Source organism: Bradyrhizobium sp. I1.14.4, from assembly GCF_050435825.1.
Classification (GTDB): Bacteria; Pseudomonadota; Alphaproteobacteria; order Rhizobiales; family Xanthobacteraceae; genus Bradyrhizobium.
In genome coordinates, this window is the sequence record NZ_JBNDLA010000036.1 from 42872 (window position 1) to 60336 (window position 17465).

15 protein-coding genes and 1 pseudogene are annotated in these 17465 nt (G+C 58.4%); 8 read left to right on the plus strand and 8 right to left on the minus strand.

The features are described from left to right. Nucleotides 1-154: 154 nt before the first annotated feature. Together ABIB78_RS35970 and ABIB78_RS35975 are read right to left on the minus strand one after the other, a co-directional pair. Complete coding sequence (locus ABIB78_RS35970; RefSeq protein WP_429033644.1) at nucleotides 155-1441, minus strand: type II toxin-antitoxin system HipA family toxin; 1287 nt, start codon at nucleotides 1439-1441, stop codon at nucleotides 155-157. Beyond that, nucleotides 1441-1842 carry a helix-turn-helix domain-containing protein gene (locus ABIB78_RS35975; RefSeq protein WP_429033646.1) on the minus strand — a complete coding sequence of 134 codons (402 nt, stop codon included), beginning with the start codon at nucleotides 1840-1842 and terminating at the stop codon, nucleotides 1441-1443. Before ABIB78_RS35975 ends, ABIB78_RS35970 begins: the two co-directional genes overlap by 1 nt. A gap of 192 nt (nucleotides 1843-2034) precedes the next feature. Between ABIB78_RS35975 and ABIB78_RS35980 the strand changes: the two genes are divergently transcribed. Then, entirely contained in the window at nucleotides 2035-2331 is a 297-nt protein-coding gene (locus ABIB78_RS35980) for a hypothetical protein (protein WP_429033648.1), read from the plus strand. Here ABIB78_RS35980 and ABIB78_RS35985 read toward each other — a convergent pair. Further along, complete coding sequence (locus ABIB78_RS35985; protein WP_429033650.1) at nucleotides 2328-2699, minus strand: helix-turn-helix domain-containing protein; 372 nt, start codon at nucleotides 2697-2699, stop codon at nucleotides 2328-2330. The genes ABIB78_RS35980 and ABIB78_RS35985 overlap by 4 nt on opposite strands. A gap of 77 nt (nucleotides 2700-2776) precedes the next feature. Between ABIB78_RS35985 and ABIB78_RS35990 the strand changes: the two genes are divergently transcribed. From ABIB78_RS35990 to ABIB78_RS36000, 3 genes are read left to right on the plus strand one after another with little or no spacing between them, the layout of a single operon-like run. Continuing rightward, nucleotides 2777-3154 carry a multiubiquitin domain-containing protein gene (locus tag ABIB78_RS35990; protein WP_429033652.1) on the plus strand — a complete coding sequence of 126 codons (378 nt, stop codon included), beginning with the start codon at nucleotides 2777-2779 and terminating at the stop codon, nucleotides 3152-3154. Further along, on the plus strand, nucleotides 3151-3543 hold the full coding sequence (locus tag ABIB78_RS35995) for a hypothetical protein (protein WP_429033653.1): 393 nt from the start codon (nucleotides 3151-3153) through the stop codon (nucleotides 3541-3543). The genes ABIB78_RS35990 and ABIB78_RS35995 overlap by 4 nt, the downstream gene beginning before the upstream one ends. Before the next feature lie 44 nt (nucleotides 3544-3587). After that, a complete protein-coding gene (locus tag ABIB78_RS36000) occupies nucleotides 3588-4958 on the plus strand; it encodes a ThiF family adenylyltransferase (protein ID WP_429033655.1) in 1371 nt (456 codons plus the stop codon). Here ABIB78_RS36000 and ABIB78_RS36005 read toward each other — a convergent pair. The 3 genes from ABIB78_RS36005 to ABIB78_RS36015 form a co-directional block, all read right to left on the minus strand. Then, complete coding sequence (locus tag ABIB78_RS36005) at nucleotides 4955-6556, minus strand: hypothetical protein (protein ID WP_429033657.1); 1602 nt, start codon at nucleotides 6554-6556, stop codon at nucleotides 4955-4957. The two genes, ABIB78_RS36000 and ABIB78_RS36005, sit on opposite strands and share 4 nt — an antisense overlap. A 66-nt stretch (nucleotides 6557-6622) precedes the next feature. Beyond that, complete coding sequence (locus tag ABIB78_RS36010; protein WP_429033658.1) at nucleotides 6623-6820, minus strand: hypothetical protein; 198 nt, start codon at nucleotides 6818-6820, stop codon at nucleotides 6623-6625. Nucleotides 6821-7280: 460 nt separating this feature from the next. Then, a complete protein-coding gene (locus tag ABIB78_RS36015; protein ID WP_429033660.1) occupies nucleotides 7281-7583 on the minus strand; it encodes a hypothetical protein in 303 nt (100 codons plus the stop codon). Nucleotides 7584-7988: 405 nt separating this feature from the next. Here ABIB78_RS36015 and ABIB78_RS36020 point away from each other — a divergent pair, with 405 nt between their 5' ends. From ABIB78_RS36020 to ABIB78_RS36030, 3 genes are all read left to right on the plus strand, one after another. Next, nucleotides 7989-9773 (plus strand): hypothetical protein, encoded by a 1785-nt coding sequence (locus ABIB78_RS36020; RefSeq protein WP_429033662.1) that lies wholly within the window; start codon nucleotides 7989-7991, stop codon nucleotides 9771-9773. 607 nt (nucleotides 9774-10380) lie between these two features. Then, nucleotides 10381-11094: a hypothetical protein gene (locus ABIB78_RS36025; protein WP_429033664.1), complete on the plus strand. Its 714-nt coding sequence runs from the start codon at nucleotides 10381-10383 to the stop codon at nucleotides 11092-11094. A 290-nt stretch (nucleotides 11095-11384) separates the two neighbouring features. Next, nucleotides 11385-12071, plus strand: a complete 687-nt coding sequence (locus ABIB78_RS36030) for an isochorismatase family cysteine hydrolase (protein ID WP_429033670.1) — start codon at nucleotides 11385-11387, stop codon at nucleotides 12069-12071. A gap of 2210 nt (nucleotides 12072-14281) precedes the next feature. Here the strand turns inward: ABIB78_RS36030 and ABIB78_RS36035 are convergent. Together ABIB78_RS36035 and ABIB78_RS36040 are read right to left on the minus strand one after the other, a co-directional pair. Beyond that, nucleotides 14282-14642 (minus strand): annotated as a pseudogene (locus ABIB78_RS36035) (glutamine synthetase); the annotation flags it as partial. Nucleotides 14643-14646: 4 nt separating this feature from the next. Then, nucleotides 14647-15516 (minus strand): MurR/RpiR family transcriptional regulator, encoded by an 870-nt coding sequence (locus tag ABIB78_RS36040; RefSeq protein WP_429033666.1) that lies wholly within the window; start codon nucleotides 15514-15516, stop codon nucleotides 14647-14649. Nucleotides 15517-15786: 270 nt separating this feature from the next. On the opposite strand from ABIB78_RS36040, the gene ABIB78_RS36045 reads away from it, so the two are divergent. Continuing rightward, a complete protein-coding gene (locus ABIB78_RS36045; RefSeq protein WP_429033668.1) occupies nucleotides 15787-17223 on the plus strand; it encodes an IS1182 family transposase in 1437 nt (478 codons plus the stop codon). Nucleotides 17224-17465 lie beyond the last annotated feature (242 nt).

The window sequence follows — 17465 nt, forward strand, 5'->3', positions numbered from 1 at the left end:
CAATTGACCGAGGTGCAGGTTTCCGGAAAGCGGACTGCCGGGGTGCGGCGTGAACGCCGCTCCCGTCGGGCGTGCGTGATTCCTTCGGGAGCGACGACGAACTGGTCGCGCGTTACGGGAGTAGCCGCCGGCCGCGCTACGTACTCCGCGAGTGTCATACGGCGGCGCGTGGCTGCATGAGCGCTAACGCTTTCTTCGTCTCGTCGTGTTCGAACGCTTGCCGATAAATATCTAAGTTCGCGCGATCCATGCCGAGTTCTCGCGCCATTGGTTGCCATTTTTCGGATACTGTTGTCGCCATGTTGTAGATAGCTTCCGCGGCCTCGTCGGACGAAAGGTCAAAGAAGGTCGCGTGTTTGATAAGGGCCTCTATACTGGCATCCGCGCCCGAAATCTCGGAAATCGGAGTCTTGAGCTCGCGATGCCGTTCGGGTGCCGGATTGACGTCGAACATGCGGGACAATCGCCATCGACCGTTACCAACAAAGAGGAAACCATGGTTTCTTAAGTGATCGTCGACGTTCGAAACGAGAATCGTAAATCCGACACGATTGAACAGTTCGTTCAGGTCGCGCTTGGGATCGTCGGAGAATTGGCGCATGGCCTCCGCGAGTTGGGTGTATGTACCCGACGTGGCATCCGCGGCCCCGAGCATCGTTTGGGCCGAAATATACGGAATCCGGGCGCCTTTCGTGTTTCGGTCGAAGCGTCGGATCAGCGCTACCGGAAGACCGTCGCTCATATCGAGTCTGGCAGAGGACGCGCTCAATCCGCACGCCTCGGCGAGCTTCAGCGTCAGGACTTCGGTTCGTTCGACGTCGTGGGTATCTTGACGAGACGTGAACTTCGCAATGAGCAACGAACCGTCGGTGTCGATCACGGAGCATTTCGGGCGTGCGCCGCCGAGTGCGCTGCCCACTTGCCGGAGTCGCTTGAGAGCGGCCGCTGTCATCGGGCTCTGCTTTTCAATGCTCTGGATCGATTGGCCAAGCTCGTCCAGTTTGAGCAGAGGGGGAATCTCGTGCCGGCCTCCTGGTTCGCTAGCTAGAAAGGGGGCGTTCTCTTGGTCCTCGCGGAGGCGAAGAGCTCCCATCCTGCTGAAATCGTCGACCGCCAGCAGATAGTCCAGCTCGCTGAGAGGCGACGTGTCCTGACGGTTTTCGCGGGCATCGCGCCGGATAATGTTTCGGCCCCACGAATCCGGCGCGGCATCACTCAATGGAGTGGGGAAAGGAGGTACCGTATCGCCCTCTTTCTTGAAGAAGAACTGAGTCGGTTCTAGGGGCAACGAAGGAGCGATGGCGAACGCGCGTTTGTCGGCGAGCCATCCATCATCATACTGGAAGCTGCTAAACTCCCGGTTTCCCTGCGCTTCGAAGCGCAGGGTTCCGACCTCGATGCCGGCTTCGCCGACGCATACTTTTAGTATCCGCTGAGCCATCAGAAAGCCTCTCCGAAGTCATCGTCGTTCGACGCCGCGATCGGACCGAGATCACTCTTTGTGGCACCGGCACGATCCAATTTGGCTGTCTTGCGCGGCACACGGACGCGCTGCGGGAGCTTCTGGGTCTCCAGCATCAGCCCCAGGTCGTCGGTGCCGGTATCCAAGAGATTTGACAGACGCTTGCCTTCACCCAATACGACAAGCGCCATGGCCAAGGTCGCCAACGAAACTCCTGGGTCGCCCAGCTCCAGCCTGCGAAGTGTCGGGAGTGCCACCCCGGCCCCATCTGCGAGGCGCTGCTGGGTCATTCGACGGCGTTTACGGGCCGCGCGAATATCCGCCCCCAATTTCTTGAGACCGTTGATCGCGCTAATTGATGAGACCTGACTTTTCTTCATAAGGCAACTTATGTAGACCATAAGGCACGATAATGCAATATATATGTACTATTATTATTAAACTTTGTTGGGCCGTAGGAGGAAGCGGCATCCACGAGAGCCCGCTGCGATGATGGCTTACCCGACCGCGCCATGGCAACCTCGCGCTCTTCGAGCGCGTTCCGGACGATCGGAGCCGGATAGTCCAGGAAGATGCCTGGCATCGATGGCAAGTTGCCGACGTGGCTGTTCGACGAGGAGCAGCTCGTCACGCTGATCCCGGAACGTCTGTCGGTGGCGCACCAGACTGGCGCCATTGGCTCCAACGACCTGGACCGGGTGGCGGTCGATACACGGTGCAGCGCAAGGCCGTTGCGCATCCGACCCGACGCGCGGTCGATGCATCGGGCCATCACCAGGCTCGTCGCGCTCGCCAAGCGCAACTGTGTGCCGCCGCGCCAGAGCTATCTGCGCCTCGCCAAGCACGCGGCCATCACGGTCGGCCGCTAGCGCTGGGAGCGCAGCCGCGCGTAGGTTGATTTGATCATCTCGTCGAGCGCGGTCGCCGCATCCTTATTGAGATTGGGGTCATCCCGCAAAATCGACGAAATCCGCGCAAGCGGACTCGCGCTGCCAAAGCCTCTTTGCGGCAGCCGCATAAAACGATCGGCCGACAAGCCCAGCCAGTGGGTAAGGGCGGTGAGACTGTCGACGTCGGGACGCTTGCCCTGAGTTAGGCGGGTCAGGGTCGAGGCGCTGACGCCGGATTGGGCGGATACATCCTTCCAGTTCAGGTCGCGGGCGATGCGCTCGCTGTCCAAGGCGGCCTGGAGGGCCTCCACGTCAAATTGGGTGGACGCAGATTTTTGTGATTTCACTCTTGCAATTCCTCGTCTGGAGTGCAATATCGGATTTCAAGATAGCAATTCAATTTCAACCTTGCAAGGAGATTTGCATGTCAAATGAGAAGGATAGCCCCGGTCCAGGGCCGGAAGGCCCTGGTGGCGCGGGCGGCGGGCAAGGTGGCGGCGGCAATCCTGGCCATGGTGGGGATGGCGGAAATCCCGGCCACGGAGGCGGCGCCGACCACGGCGGCCACGGGGAGAAGATCACGGTCCTTGTCAACGAGAAGCGGGTTGTCTTCGACGAGGAGCGTCAGACCGGAATGTCGATCAAGCAGACTGCCATCGCCCAGGGTGTGGCGATCGAGCTGGATTTTGTCCTCAGCATCGAACGCGGCGGCGGCAAGACCGAGCTGATCGGTGACGACGATAAGGTCAAACTTCACGACGGGGACCGTTTCCTCGCCATCCCCAACGACGACAACTCATGACCCAGATCCAGCCCCAGATCGAGAAAGCCATTGCCGACATCCGCTCGACGTTCACGGAATGCACCGTGGAAGCCGAGCCGGATGGCGGAGGCGGCGCATATGTCACCGTCAACGACCTGACGCTCGGCCCGCCATATGCGCAACAGAAGATCTGGGTCGGGTTTCAGATCACCTTTCAATATCCTTACGCGGACGTGTACCCGCACTTTACCTGCGCCGAGCTTGCCCGCACGGATGGCAGGTCCCTCGGTGAGGGTATCGGCAACGCCAATTGGCGCGGCAGGAACGCGACACAGCTTTCGCGCCGTTCGAACAAGCTCAATCCAGCCACCGACACGGCCGCCCTCAAGCTTCTGAAAGTTATGCAATGGCTCCGAACGCACCCGTAAGGCCGTGGCGGCTCACAATTCCCGAGGAGATGCATGCAGCTCTTATGCGGCATCTCTTTCCCGGGGACGGTGATGAGCATGGCGCAATCATTCTGGCCGGCATCTGCGAATCCGATCGCGGATTGCGGCTCGTTGCGCGGGAGCTTCACCTAGCCATCGATGGTCAGGACTACGTGCCCGGCAAGTACGGCTATCGGATGCTAAAAGCGCAGTTCATTCAGAGCCGTATCTTGCGGGCCCGCGACGCCAACTTGGCCTATCTCGCTGTCCATAATCACGGAGGCTCGACGTCGGTCGCCTTCTCACCGGACGATTTCGCGTCGCACGAACGCGGATACCCCGCGCTGCTCGACATATCTCGTGGTATGCCGGTCGGCGCCCTCGTCCTTGCGCGACAGGCTGTGGCTGGCGATCTCTGGTTCGAAGGCAGCAAGCGCTCGGTCCTGGGCGAAGCGCATGTCGTTGGCACTCGAAGACAGTTTCTCTTTCCGCAGCCGCCTGCACGTGGGGCGGTATCTGATGCAGCTTACGATCGACAGAGCCGTCTGTTCGGCGATGCCGGTCAGGCGATTCTTGCCGGATGCCGCGTGGGCATTGTCGGGCTCGGCGGGGCGGGATCAATACTGGCCGAACTGCTGGGGCGTCTAGGCGTGGGTGAGTTCGTGCTTGCCGACCCGGACAAGGTTGAGTTTTCAAACCTGCCGCGTTTGATCGCCGCGAAATACACCGATGTTGTCAGGAGCTGGTTGCCAAAGTGTCTCCATGAGCGGCTCCGCAAATTCAAGGTCGATATGGCCGCGCGGAACATCAAGCGTGCGAACCGGCGGGCGAAGGTCATGGCGTTGCCGCGCGATTTTGTTGATGCTGATGTGGCAGAGCGGTTCAAGGATTGCGACTATCTGTTTCTCGCGGCCGACACGATGAGCGCGCGGCTAGTGTTCAACGCGATCATCAACCAGTACGGGATTCCCGGTGTGCAGGTCGGCGCCAAAGTGCCGCTCGATGGAGCGGGGCAGGTGGGAGATGTCTTCTGCGTCTCGCGCGCCGTGCGGCCGGGACACGGGTGCCTGTGGTGCAATGGGCTCATCAATGCCTCTCGCCTTCAAGATGAAGCGGTGCCCGATGCAGTCAAAAAGGGCTACGCCTACGTCAACGATTCTGGCGTGGTCGCCCCAAGCGTCGTGACGATGAACGCTGTGGCTTGTGCGCACGCCGCGGACGATTTTCTCTTCCATATGACTGGCTTGAAATACGACACTGCAGAGACGGCCTGGTTTCGATGGAACGCGCGCAAAGCAACGGCAAGCTATGACGTGCCGCGAAAGGATGCGCTGTGTCTTGAATGCTCAGTCATCGAGGGAAGCCGACTGGGGTGCGGCGATAACTTCTTGTTGCCGACGCGGCCGGGCCGCTAGGGTCCCTTCTTCTCCCGGCAGTGATAAAGCGCGTCATCCGTGATGTTGATAGCTACTTCGTCGCCGCTGTTGACATCGCGGCTGATCAAGACGCCCGGGAGGTGAAGCGCGAGCAGGCCGGCATTGTCGCGCCCCGTCGAAGTCGCATCGAGGATCGTGTGTCCGTACATGCGCCGCATGCCCGGCGAAGCCTGATTGTAGGATCCTACGGTCGAAATCTCGGTGATCCACGTAAAGTGAGGCAGGTGAAGGCGCGCAAGCTCATCCTTGAGGTCGTCGCAGGCAGTGCCGGAGGTAATATGCTTTCGGTAGCCTGATGCCGAAGTCAGGTATGTGCGCAGGACGATCTGGTCCTTCTTGTGCGCGTCGATCAGCTCGTCGAGGAGGCGATCGTTTACTGGCGCTCCCTGCTCCGCGAGCTTCGCCCGGATGGAGGCACTGTCCTTGATCGCGGCGTTCAGGCGTCCCACCGCCGTTCGCTCCGCCGCGCGCGCGGTCGCAAAGACTCGAATTGGCATGAGGACGACCGCAAAAACGCCGTGCTCTTCGACATTCAAGTCAACCGGAGTGGTGGTCGTGAACGAATGCCTGATGAGTTGGTGTTCATCAAACTTGTGAGTAACGGCGGCATCGCGTGTTCGCGGCAGCAGCATGTAGGGGCCAGCCTGGTCGTCGTGCACTATAAAGGCTGGCACATAGTCTGCGAGTTGATTTGAAGGAGTCCGTCTGGCGGCAAAGACGCGGCCGATGACGGTCACGGCATGGCCGAGTCCCTCTCCATGGGCGAGGCCAAGAATAACGGGCAAACCAGACTCGACATAGGGAATAATCTCGGCAGCAATCTCTTTGCCCGGTTCCTTGCTCGTACCTTCTATGTAAAGCGGCTGGAAGCCCATCTCGTGGATGGCGCGGATCATGTGGTCCGGCGTGAGAAACTCGGAGCCAGCAGGAAGTGATGTCGCCTGGTACGCGGTAGTTGGTGCGGCCATACGGGTGATATCGGCAACCGAGAGCCAATTGTATTTGTGACGCTGATGCATATGCCGGGCGCCCATCCAGATGGCGACCTGAGCGCACGCACCCACGCGAGAGTCCTGCTGCATGAAACACGCCGCCGACACATCCAGCTCCGCTCCAAGGAGATTGGCGCGGATGTCGGCACGGCAAGTAACGATGGATTCGAGATTGCGGCCTGCCGGACCCGCCTGAAGGAGCGCGGTGCGACCGATCGGAACACTCGGGAGTGGTCGCACAACACAGAAACCGATGTAGCTGCGTTTGGACGTCTTTTGGAGCCCAGCAACGCGATCGCTCCAGATCGGGAGCGCGAGAATAGCTGCAACGTCCTCCTTGAAAAAATGGATTCGCTTGCAGTGACGCTCGTATGTACGAAATGTCTGGGCGTAGAAACGGCGGTAGTCGGCAGAGTAGTCGCGATCGATGTAGCGCGTTTCAATGAGATAGGACTTGGCGCCGACCGTTATAAGATGTCTGATGATGCTGTGAACCAGACGCTGATCTTTGCCGCCGAGTTCCTCAGCGAGGCCTCCCCAGTCTTCAGACGTATTCAGCTTTCCTACCGCGTAGTCGAGGTTCATAGGCAATCAATCTCGTTAAGACGCAAAGCATTGGTCTTCCTTTTGGGGAATCGAAGGAATCGCTAATTACTTTAGCGCAAATTTCTTGATTTCCTGAGCCGCCTTGATCGCGGACTCCTGGATCTTCTCAATATCGCGAATCGTCTCGTCGTCGCTTTTCAGCGTGAAGCCGATCAACTCGGCAGACAACTCAACGCGTTGGCGAGTTGGGGGGATGCTGGTCGGCGCGTTGGTTGGTTTTTCTATCACGTCGCTGGCGGTCACAATGTTGCTTGGCGGGACGTTCGGGGCGCCGAGGAAGGGAATAGTTCCAGATCTGCATACGAATCGATGAACATTAAGTCGTGAGGCGACATCGCGTCAATTGTCGATCTGGCACCGTCACGGGTCCGATCAGAAAATTGATCAACCTGGTTTACAAGGTCTGATAGGGTTGACATGACGTAAGCGATTGTTTTGACTTATTATTTATTGTCGCCCCGGCGCGAGGTTCACCGACTTTCGAAGAGCAATGCGAATGAATCGTTGGAAGATACGCCGTGTACGTCCCAAGCCTGCAGCGTGCGATCGTTGTCGGAAAGCAAATTCCAGAGGAAGTTCGCCACCGCGTCTTCGGTAATCGCAGCTATTCTTCCTTTCAACCGTCGGCGGGGTTGTGACGGTGATAACGCTCAAAGACCCGCCAAGCATCCCGGGAAGGCCGGCAAAGGCACAGAGCGGGGAGTCAGGAGGACACACCGAGCTGTTTTGAAAGGTCCGCCGGGTGCAGCGGAGCAGCTGAGGTACATGCGCCTTCTCCATACCAATCCGTCGCGGCGTCGCCTGGGAGCCCGTCGAGTACCTTGATCCTGGCCATCGCTACAGTCGTTCGACTTGAGGTTTTCGACAGCAAGTCCGCAAAGAGTTTCGCGGAAAGCGTGAGCTTGCAGAGATCGAAGGCCGCACCGGTATCCTCGCTGCTGCCTCGTTTGTTGCTCGTCGTCAGGCCCAAATGTCTTGCGTCGTCGAGATTGTAGGCGAGTGACATATTCAGCCAGCGTCCGGTCCGTACGGAAAAAATTCGAACTGAGGGGACATCGGACCCGCAATGTCTCTCCAAAAAAAAGCTTCGGTGTGCTACGACTTAAAATACAGGATTGCTGTCGGCTCCGTTGTCAATACTTGTTGCGTTCAAGAGCTCTTTTTGCCCTATCCGCGCGCACACTCATCGAAGTGGGCGCGTCGCTGCAAAATGTCCCGTGTCGAAATTTCCGGCCATGTGGGGAACGTCCTCTAGCTTGGTCTTCGAGACCAGGTCCGCACAGAAATGAGCAATGCTGCCGGCTGAGCTTGTTGGATGAAACTCGCGCTTAGACAGGAAGCGGTCTGATTGAATCATTAGCAGAAGTTGAAGTTTAATCGATTTGCTGCCTGCCCGGCGGAGGAGACGAATTTGAGCATTTCGACTCGTCTGCGTGAATTCTCGCAGCTGTTCGTTCTGCCGGTGATCCTGATCCCAGCCTGGCTTGCGTTTGTTGCGGGTTTTTCTTTCATCGGATTATTGCCGCTGGGGGTATTGATCGTCTCGGCTGTCTCCGTGTTTGCGATTCGGGCAGTCTGCCGAAGGCACAGCGGCAACGCGGTCCTCGCCGAGGTCGGCTCGAAACTCACCACCTACTGCATGGTCACTGGCGCCATTTCGACATGTTTCCTGTTGCTGCAGATCGGCTTGTATCTTTTCCTGACGGAGTTCTCACCGCGGCTGAGCACCGTGGTTGCCTGGTACGACAGCCTCGAGGCTGGGCACATAATTGAGCGCGTGGAGTCCTTCGCTCTGAAGGCGCGCCTTGCGATCATATTTGTTCTTGCTTTCAACCTGATCTTTTTCCCGCTTCTCGCCGCAAGGGTGGCTCGACTTTCGAAGATGGCATCGAAAAGTATAGACGTCATTGGCGCCTTCTTCGTCGCGGTTCTGCTGTTCTCCTTCTACGGTTCTGCGCCTGGCGGTTTGAACGCCCTACGGGTCGAACTTCGGTCCGCTCACAATGCTATAGACAATTCATACAAACGAGCCGTCGCCCGCGCGTCCATACAGTTCGCGAAGGTCATGCTGGATAGGGCGACCCTGCAGGACGACCACCTTTTGCGGACTTCGCCGCCCCCGGCGGATTGGAGTGGTCCGCGACCCGGCGGAGCTCCTCCGGGACCGCGACCGCCGCCCCCGCCCACCACTTCGGGTATTTGGGATACCGAACTCAAGGCCAGGGTCCTGAATTCCGACGAACGGCTGAATGAGCGCATCGCGAGCAGAACGGCCGCGAACGCAGCCAAGTTCGAGGGACGCGTTCAGTCAGGCGCCCTATTGAACGCGTCGCCTGCGGCAAGTTCGTCCAAACTGGCCGAGCTCGGATCCGTTCTCGATGGGCTTCGGGGGGCGCTACCGCGGGGAGTGGCCCCTCCCGGGGACGACCTCAAACGACCACGCGACGGCTCCTCTCAGCAGCGTGCGGTCAGAGAGATGCTCTCGACTGCGCTCGACGTTGCGAAGGTCCCCGAGGTCATCGAACCGGCAATATCCGAGCTGGTGAAGGAAACTGTCTCCGGGAAGGTGATCGACGAAATATTGAAGGCGATGAGCGACGATTTCCTGACCGACGGCATAAGAGCGGCCGCCGTCGAGTTCGTCGACGACTTCCTCAAAGGAATGGTGTCGTCATCGGATGCGAGATCTGAGCTCCGAAGAAGAGCATCGGCTTTGCTCGACACGAAAGTAGGGGCGGCTTTGAAAAGTGCCTTGAGTCGGATCCGAGGCTACGGATCGATGCTCTTCGATCGCATCCAAAGTCTACGCGAAGGAAGGGGCGATCCGGTGATTTCCCCGCTCGAGGATGGGATGATCGCGGAGACCAAGTCGAAGGCGTCCAGTCTTTCCGATGCCGGTGGAAGGAGCAGGATCGGCTCCGATCTCATCCAAAGGTCAAGGCTTGAATCTTCGAAGATCATCGATATTCTTTCGGTGCAAGCGAAGTCCGACGATTTGGCGGCGAGGTCCTTGCTGGATGTCGGATCAAACGTTTCGGACGTGGAATCCAAAGCCAGGCGGTTGGGTGAGCTCGTGAGACTGGCGCAAGACCATGGTTACAGGACGGAGGTCGGAGTTTGCGTCGTGACAATCAGGGGCGTGGTCGTCGCGACGTTCATCTCAACTCGACAGGAATGCGAGGGTGCGAGGCGCTAAACCCGAGCGAGACGTCCGCCGCTTGGCAAGGCCGCTTTCCGTTCGCCTTTGAGGGAAGCTGGCCAGTTGAAACCCGGCGGGCACTGCTCTCACCGAGAAAGTTGGTTTAGACTGCCTTGACAACCAGGGCGTGTTCCCTGACTACAGGAGGGCAGCTTACCCCACGGATATGAAAGTCCTACGTCGAGCGAGATGCGTGCGTCCTGGGTCGGCGTCCACCACTCGATCAGCAATCCGATGCGGCGCGGGTTCGACAGTCCTTTCGCATAGCAGGTCGGCCCGTAGGCACGCGCACACTCTAATCGGATACGTTGCGGGGCGGTGGACCAGGTAACGGCGGAGTGAGAGCCTGGTCTTCACCAAATCGATGATATCGTCGATAGCACTTCACGGCCTCGATTGTCATATCGCGCAACTTGGACGCGCCGGGTCGTCGGGCGCGTCCCTCAGCCATACCGCAGCGCGCGGCGATGGCGCCGCTGACCAGCGAAGACCACTTCATCAAAGATCGCGCCGCTATTCTCTACCAGAATCGATAGTGTCTCGATCCTTGTCAATGCTGTAGCAGCCTAAGGGGCGCGGAGCATTACAATGGAGAGGTGCAGCAATGATGGGCGTAGCGGACCTGCTGCACGTCTCGCGCTTCATTCACAGCTATGACGCCGCCGCCGCCCAAAAAGGCATCAAGCTTTCGTTGGGAGTCGACTTTCACGAGTATATCTCGATCACACTATCAACTCCAACGAAGGGCCCTACATATCCAAATTTCCGGCCGGACCGCTCGCCAATTAAACCCGGCGAGGGATTTTGGATGGTAGGCGTTGACAAGAACAACGAAGTTGCGGTCTTGCAGGCTGTTCGACTTTATGACCTCTCGCGCACCAATTTTGCAGAGCATCTTGAATCCCTGAAAACGTTCTACGCCGACCCGACCAAACATGCCCACCCTCACGACGCATGTACTTGCCGGGCAGCAAGTGCGAAGAAAATGTCCGGGAAAGTAGCATATCACGGCGATGGCTGGGTACGCAGAGACTACAGAGGAAAGGGCATTGCGAGGATCATGGCGGGGATCGCATTCGGCGTATCGTTTGCCATGTGGGCTCCCGATTTCGTATGTGGAATGGTGGCGCGCTGGTTAATTGATAAAGGCGTTGTTTCGCAATACGGATATGCGCACCATGAGAGAGGCGGGTCGATATTGCGGCTGGTGGAAGAGAATATTGTGGACGAGGACGATTGGCTGGTCTGGCTGACCGGCCAAGAGTTGAGAAGCCGCATTGTTTGTCAGGAGAAAGCCGAACTGATGCTAGCCTCGTGATCCTGCCCGCGCGCCCGGGATATCTCAATTCGGTGCGAAGCCAAATTTGACCAATCCTCGCCGTCTGCAAGGATGCGGTAGTCTAAGGATCATTCGGATTCCGGGTCTCGTGTGTGGGCACTTGCAGCCTTCCGAAGCCTTCTTGGATATGCGAAAGGGCGCGACGCGATCTGCGCCTGTTGCTTGAAATTCGTAAATCGTTAGAGCCGTGATCCGGAGGGGAGCGGAGAACTCGAACTCGACCTTGACCGCCGGCCGGCTGTTCGATGGGTGAGAGAAAAAGCATGTCAATGACGGAACTTCCGATGAAACGCGAGGCGCCGCTCAGCCCCAAGGAGGCGGCGCTGTTGTTCATTGACGTGCAGAACTTTTGCGTGCGCCGTGATGGCGGCGAGTTCAAGGATGTGTCTGAGGCGGACATTGCCGGCAAGTACGGCTATTATTTCGATCGCTTAAAAGGCGTTGCCATACCCAACATGCAGCGCTTGCAGGCGCAGTTCCGTGCGGCAGGCATAGAAGTACTTTACACGACGATCGAAAATCTCACAAAAGATGGTCGCGATCGCGGTCTGAACTACAAGATCGTAGGCTTCAACGTCCCGAGAGGGTCATGGGATGGGAGAGTCATTGACGAGATTGCGCCTGGCGATGACGAAATCGTGCTGCCGAAGTCGTCTTCGAGCGTCTTTGTATCCACCAATATCGATTACTTGCTGCGCAATCTCGGCGTTAAGCAGCTGGTGTTGGCAGGGTTGGTTACCGACGAGTGCGTGGAATCTGCTGTACGTGACGCTTGCGACCTCGGATATCTCGTAACGCTCGTGCCAGATGCCTGCGTCACTTATAGCCAGGAGCGCCACGACAACTGTTTGCGGGTGAGCGAGGGGTATTGCCGCCAGATCTATACAAACGCGCTGATCGAGGAGGTCATTGCTGCTTGCTTACCTGCCGCAGCATGCAACAGCTGCGCACGGTGATGAACAAATGGATCCAGGAAGCGCTTACGGTTGCGATGCGCTTGAGGGCGACGATTGGTGTGGCCATGCTTGGCCCAAGATCGACCGAAATTAAGGAGCTCTGTCGTCGGTTGTGCGCAGGGTCCGCATAGCTCACGTTATGGCCGATCCTCGCTTATTCTTTCGAGAATTCGTATTTTTCTGGAGGTCAGCCCGCACGGACAGCATCCCTCGGGATCAGCCCATTCAGCGTAATCGCCGGTCCGGAGCCGGACAACGGGCATGCGGGAGCGGTGCAGGTTTGAAATAACCAGCTCTGTCGCGCTCTCATCTTTCCTCGGACTGAGCTCCACGTAGATGAGGCCTTCATGAAGGTGGTACTCGCCAGAGCCGCACGAGGCGCATTGGAAGCCTATCGAGCCGTGGTCCGGAGTCTGAAATACAGAGTGGAAGGCCAAATTGTTCCCGAATCGCTGCACGAGTCTCGATCGAAGCTGCCAGGACAACGGCTCTCGGCCTTGAACAATGTGCCTAATCCCGGCGCAAGTCAGATCGCGAAGTTCCAGGTAGGACAGAAGCGGAAGGAGAGCACTCAAAGATCCGAGGATTGCGGTGGCGCGCAACGCTCGCATGATTTCAGCAATCTCTCCCCCTCTCTTGTAGTCCGTGACCGGTATGATCGTGCATGCCGTTCGTGACAAAGCATAGAAGTTACAATAATCCGCGTGACAGCTCCCGCTCCCTCCCAGTACGAGCACCCTGTCATCGCTGGTGATGCCTGAAAGATAGTACGCCTTTCCATCGAAGCATGCGTTGTACAGCATCTCTTCATGCGTTCCGATGAGGGTCGGCGTCCTCGCTGTCCCTTCTATGGAAAGGATAACGTCAGAGCCGGGGCATGATCGGCCGGTCTCGGGAGGAACAGACGAATGCAGATGCTCAAGGTGATCGTAGACGTCCCTCACGCCCACCGTTCCCCAGGCTAACTGGATGTTGGCCAACGTCGGTTGCGCGGCCCCGGCCGGAAATTGATGCCGTGTGGCGGCATGTTGGACTGCTCTGCGCCATAGACCGAGCAGCGACCGCCGATGGTAGTCAACGCGGCTTTGAGCAGGAATGAAGTCGGCGTCAATCGGGTTGACCTTCGGGTCTATGGACGTCCTCAAGAGGATCCTCGCTTGATGATGATTATCCTGCGCGCTTGTTGGAGGCTGCATAAACTCCACAGCGCTGGAACCAAAGTCGCTGTACTAGAGAGGGTGCACAAATGCGATCTGCGATCCTCGATCAATGGGAAGTTTTCTGTGCGGGATCTGTCGACCGTGCTCGCATGAAGAGGACAGATGCCGAGAAGGGCCGCCTCGACGAGGCGCCGAACGCAGCACTAATTTTTAGGGACAAGTCTCAAGGTTCTGCGGCGCTCCCGATGAGTTGCATTGAACCGCCACCTAAGTGCATGATTTGGGCCATGCACGTCGGCAGCAAGATCGCTGCGAGTCTTCCCGCAAAATTGTCGCGTTTGCGACACACTGGCAGATTCGCGACACCCAGATGCGGAATCCGCTCATGTCGCCCGCAGTTCCGAGATGAATCTCGCCCACCGTTCCGATTTGAAGTCGCCAGCCAATCCGAGACGATGTCGGCCACGATTGCGGGATGCGTCGACCAGAGGCTTCTCAGGCTTCTCATACGTTGCGCCCCTTTCGGCTTTGCGAAGGGGCCCCTGGATGCCGACGGAGAGGCTTGCGATGCGCCACGTGCGCTATCTGATCAGGATGAAGGCGGCCAGGCTGCCAACCCGCGAGTTTGCGCGGCGGGTCGGAGCGGCGCCCCCGACGGTGCGGCTACGATCCGCCGGTTCGAGGCCCCGGGCCCGAACTGGCCGCCGCCGGACGATGTCACGGACGCAGTTTTGGAAGCGCGGCTGTTCGCCAGGTCCGGCACCGGCAGCCAGCACTGAAGCCGCCGCCTCGCCGAGCCCGACTGGACAGCCGTGGACGGCGAGCTCAAGCGCAAGCACGTAACATTGTCGATCCTGTGGGAGGAGAGTCCATTGCCGCAGAGCCCGACGGCTACTCAACCTCTGCCTACTCCAGCAAAAGCTTGCCCAGTTCCGCCGTATCGAGCGTCTGCTCGGCCATCAGCTGCTTCAGCTTCGCGTTCTCTTTCCCGAGCGCCTTCAGCCGCGTGGCTTCGGAGCAGCTTCTCGTCAAATCACCAACGGGCGCCGAGAAAGCCCCGAAAAGCGTCAAGCCGGTAACCCGATCGAGGCGATCGAGAGCACTCCTGAGCATCGAACGGGTGCAGAATTCCCACGGTCGGACCATCAGTGTGGCGGATGTCCCCGAGCGCGAAATGCTCTGCTGGCAAATCGTCGCTTAGTTGCACGCGCACCTTCGCAGTTTCATCGGAATCAGGACGAGGTCGCCAAGCGAGCCAAACGGGCTTTCGGCAATCGTGTCGAAACACGTGATCTGGACGTTGGTTGGCGTCCAGCCAATGCCCCGCTTTGCGCGCTTGTCGAACTGCGCGGCCGGAAACGCTTTGCCCCGAACCTTGCCGGCAAAGGTCCGTGCAGCATGCAATCAGCATTTCCTCACCGATCATCTTTTTCCTCCGAAGGCTGATCCGGCGGCACCAGGCGAAGTCTGTCCCAGGCCTCCAGCCGGTTTTTCGTCGTCGACCAGTTCGATTCCGATACTTTGACGATCAAGGCTTCGACGAGGGTGAGTGCGCAGACGAGCGTGTCCCACGCTGTTTCAATTTCGATGGGCAGGGCAATGACATGGTCGCTGTGACGGGCGATTGGCGACATCCACTTGTCGGTGATCAGCACGATCGACGGTCGGCATTCCCTTGCGACGATATCAGCGAGATTGTGCAGGTCGGGCTGGTAGCGACGAAAGTCGAGCAGCACCAGGACATCTTGCCTGCGGATTGCCAGCAGCTGGTCCGGCCAATGCTCTGGATTGGGTGGCAGATGATAGACCTTCGGTCGAATCTGCTTGAGGTGCACCGAGAGGAAATGAGCGATGCTGTCACTGACGCGTCCGCCGAGTACGAAAACTGCTCGGGCGGGATCGGCGATGAGCCCAAGGATCCGATCGAATTGTTCCTGCGGAACGCTTGCGCTCATCTCATTTATTCGTTCGCAAGCCCGTCGTGCATAGTCGGCCAGAAAAGCACGACGGCTACCGAGCTTTTCAGTGGCCTTGAGCTCCAGCGGCGAGCGTCGGCTTTCGCGCAATTCTGCTATCAACTGGCGCTGAAACTCTTGATAACCGGCAAAGCCTATCTTTGTGACGAAGCGTGTAATCGATGGCGCGCTGACGCCGGTACGGTCGGCCAGTTCCTGGATGGTCTGGAGGGCGCCGAACGGGTAGTCCGCGAGCACCGCATTGGAAATCTTGCGTTCGCTGACGGTGAGATTGGCACTTTCGCGCCTTATGATTTCACGCACGGTCATGATGGCTGCAGAAGCTTTTGGCGAAGAATGGGATATCGATCTCCAAACACTATCGATCATGAAAAAAAATAGTCAAACGAAAAAATACGTTTGACTCTGAGCGAAAGTTTTTGTTCACCTCCAGTGGCAAGCTTTTGGCAGTCTGCGGTCCGCGGCCTGTCATTTTCGCTTGCCAGGTACTCTTGTCAGCTAGTGTCCCAGGCCGTGTGAAAAGGCTCTGTTTGCTGTGATTCGCGCGATAGGATTCCCGGCGATTTTGCGGGGCATCTGATGAAGCGCTTTGTTGAAGGATTGGATCGCGGGCAGAGCACATTGTTTCCGGCATCGCTCGACGACTATGTGACCGAGGATAACCCGGTGCGAGCGGTCGACGTGTTTGTTGACGGTCTCGATCTCGATAAGCTCGGGTTTGTCGGCGTCCAGCCACGCGACACCGGCCGACCCAGCTATCACCCCGGTGTTATGCTCAAGCTCTACATCTACGGCTACCTCAATCGCGTGCCGTCGAGCCGCCGCCTGGAGCGAGAATGCCAGCGCAATATCGAGATGATCTGGCTGACCGGGCAGTTGGCGCCGGACTTCAAGACCATCGCAGATTTCCGCAAGGACAATGGCAAGGCCATTCGTGAGGTCTGTCGCGAGTTCGTCGCGCTGTGCCGCAAGCTTGATCTGCTTGTTGCAGCGAGCGTCGCCATCGATGGATCGAAGTTCAAGGCCGTCAATGCGAGGGACAAGAACTTCACCGAGGCAAAGATGAAGCGCCGGCTGGAGCGAATCGACGAGAGCATCGCCCGCTATCTCTCGCAGCTCGAGACCGCCGACCGGCACGGCGATGCAGTGCCGGAGGCGAAAGTTGCGAGGTTGAAAGGCAAGATCGAGAAGCTCAAGGAGGAGACCGTCCGGCTCAATGCGATCAATGCGGAGATGATGAAGAGCGAGGACAAGCAGATCTCGCTGACCGATCCCGATGCGCGCTCGATGGCGACGAGTGGCAAGGACACCGGGATCGTTGGCTATAACGTGCAGATCGCAGTTGATACGCAGCATCATCTCATCGTGGCTCACGAGGTGACCAATGTGGGCACCGATCGCCACCAACTCGCTAACATGTCCAGGCAGGCTCGCGACGAGATGGCGGTCGAGGCGCTCGAAGTGGTGGCAGACCGCGGCTATTACGATGGAGAGGAGATCAGGGCCTGTGAGGAAGCCGACATCACGGTGATGTTGCCGAAGCCGTTGACTTCGGGCGCCAAAGCTGCTGGCCGCTTCGGCAAACAGGACTTCGTCTATGTCGCCGCCGCCGATGTTTATCGCTGTCCCGCCGGTGAGCGGCTAACTTATCACTATACGAACGTAGAGGACGGAAGGACACTGCGCCGCTATTGGACAAGCGCCTGCAAGACCTGCGCGCTAAAAGTTCAATGCACGACAGGCCCTGAGCGCCGCATCACACGCTGGGAGCACGAGGCCGTTCTGGAGAAAGTTCAGGATCGGCTCGACCACAGCCCCGATGCAATGGGTGTCCGTCGTCAGACAGTGGAGCATCCGTTCGGCACGATGAAGTGCTGGATGGGAGCAACGCATTTCCTCACAAAAACGCTGCCAAAGGTAGCCACCGAGATGGCGCTCAACGTGCTCGCCTACAACATGAAGCGCGTGATGATGATCATGGGCGTAGGCGGATTGCTGGAGGCGATGCAGGCGTGAGGCCAGCCCCTGCGCGCCCAAATCAGCGCCTACATGAAGCTCCCGGTTGCCACTGAGACGACAGGAGGTCCATTCCATCGAATTAGAAGCTCGGCGGCCGTGAAATGCGCCCGAGCGCCCCAAGTTGAGGGATTTTCACACGGCCTGGTCCTGAACCGGAAGTTCGCAACATCGCGTGGTGTTCTGCCGGGGCATTGTATCGGCAGAAACGCTCGATGGAAGCAAGGATGTCATCGGCGGAT

Coding starts and splice junctions, on each gene's coding strand:
- ABIB78_RS35970 (WP_429033644.1), bottom strand. CDS start 1,441: ATGGCTCAGCGGATACTAAAAGTATGCGTCGGCGAAGCCGGCATCGAG.
- ABIB78_RS35975 (WP_429033646.1), bottom strand. CDS start 1,842: ATGAAGAAAAGTCAGGTCTCATCAATTAGCGCGATCAACGGTCTCAAG.
- ABIB78_RS35980 (WP_429033648.1), top strand. CDS start 2,035: ATGCCTGGCATCGATGGCAAGTTGCCGACGTGGCTGTTCGACGAGGAG.
- ABIB78_RS35990 (WP_429033652.1), top strand. CDS start 2,777: ATGTCAAATGAGAAGGATAGCCCCGGTCCAGGGCCGGAAGGCCCTGGT.
- ABIB78_RS35995 (WP_429033653.1), top strand. CDS start 3,151: ATGACCCAGATCCAGCCCCAGATCGAGAAAGCCATTGCCGACATCCGC.
- ABIB78_RS36000 (WP_429033655.1), top strand. CDS start 3,588: ATGCGGCATCTCTTTCCCGGGGACGGTGATGAGCATGGCGCAATCATT.
- ABIB78_RS36005 (WP_429033657.1), bottom strand. CDS start 6,556: ATGAACCTCGACTACGCGGTAGGAAAGCTGAATACGTCTGAAGACTGG.
- ABIB78_RS36015 (WP_429033660.1), bottom strand. CDS start 7,583: ATGTCACTCGCCTACAATCTCGACGACGCAAGACATTTGGGCCTGACG.
- ABIB78_RS36025 (WP_429033664.1), top strand. CDS start 10,381: ATGATGGGCGTAGCGGACCTGCTGCACGTCTCGCGCTTCATTCACAGC.
- ABIB78_RS36030 (WP_429033670.1), top strand. CDS start 11,385: ATGACGGAACTTCCGATGAAACGCGAGGCGCCGCTCAGCCCCAAGGAG.
- ABIB78_RS36040 (WP_429033666.1), bottom strand. CDS start 15,516: ATGACCGTGCGTGAAATCATAAGGCGCGAAAGTGCCAATCTCACCGTC.
- ABIB78_RS36045 (WP_429033668.1), top strand. CDS start 15,787: ATGAAGCGCTTTGTTGAAGGATTGGATCGCGGGCAGAGCACATTGTTT.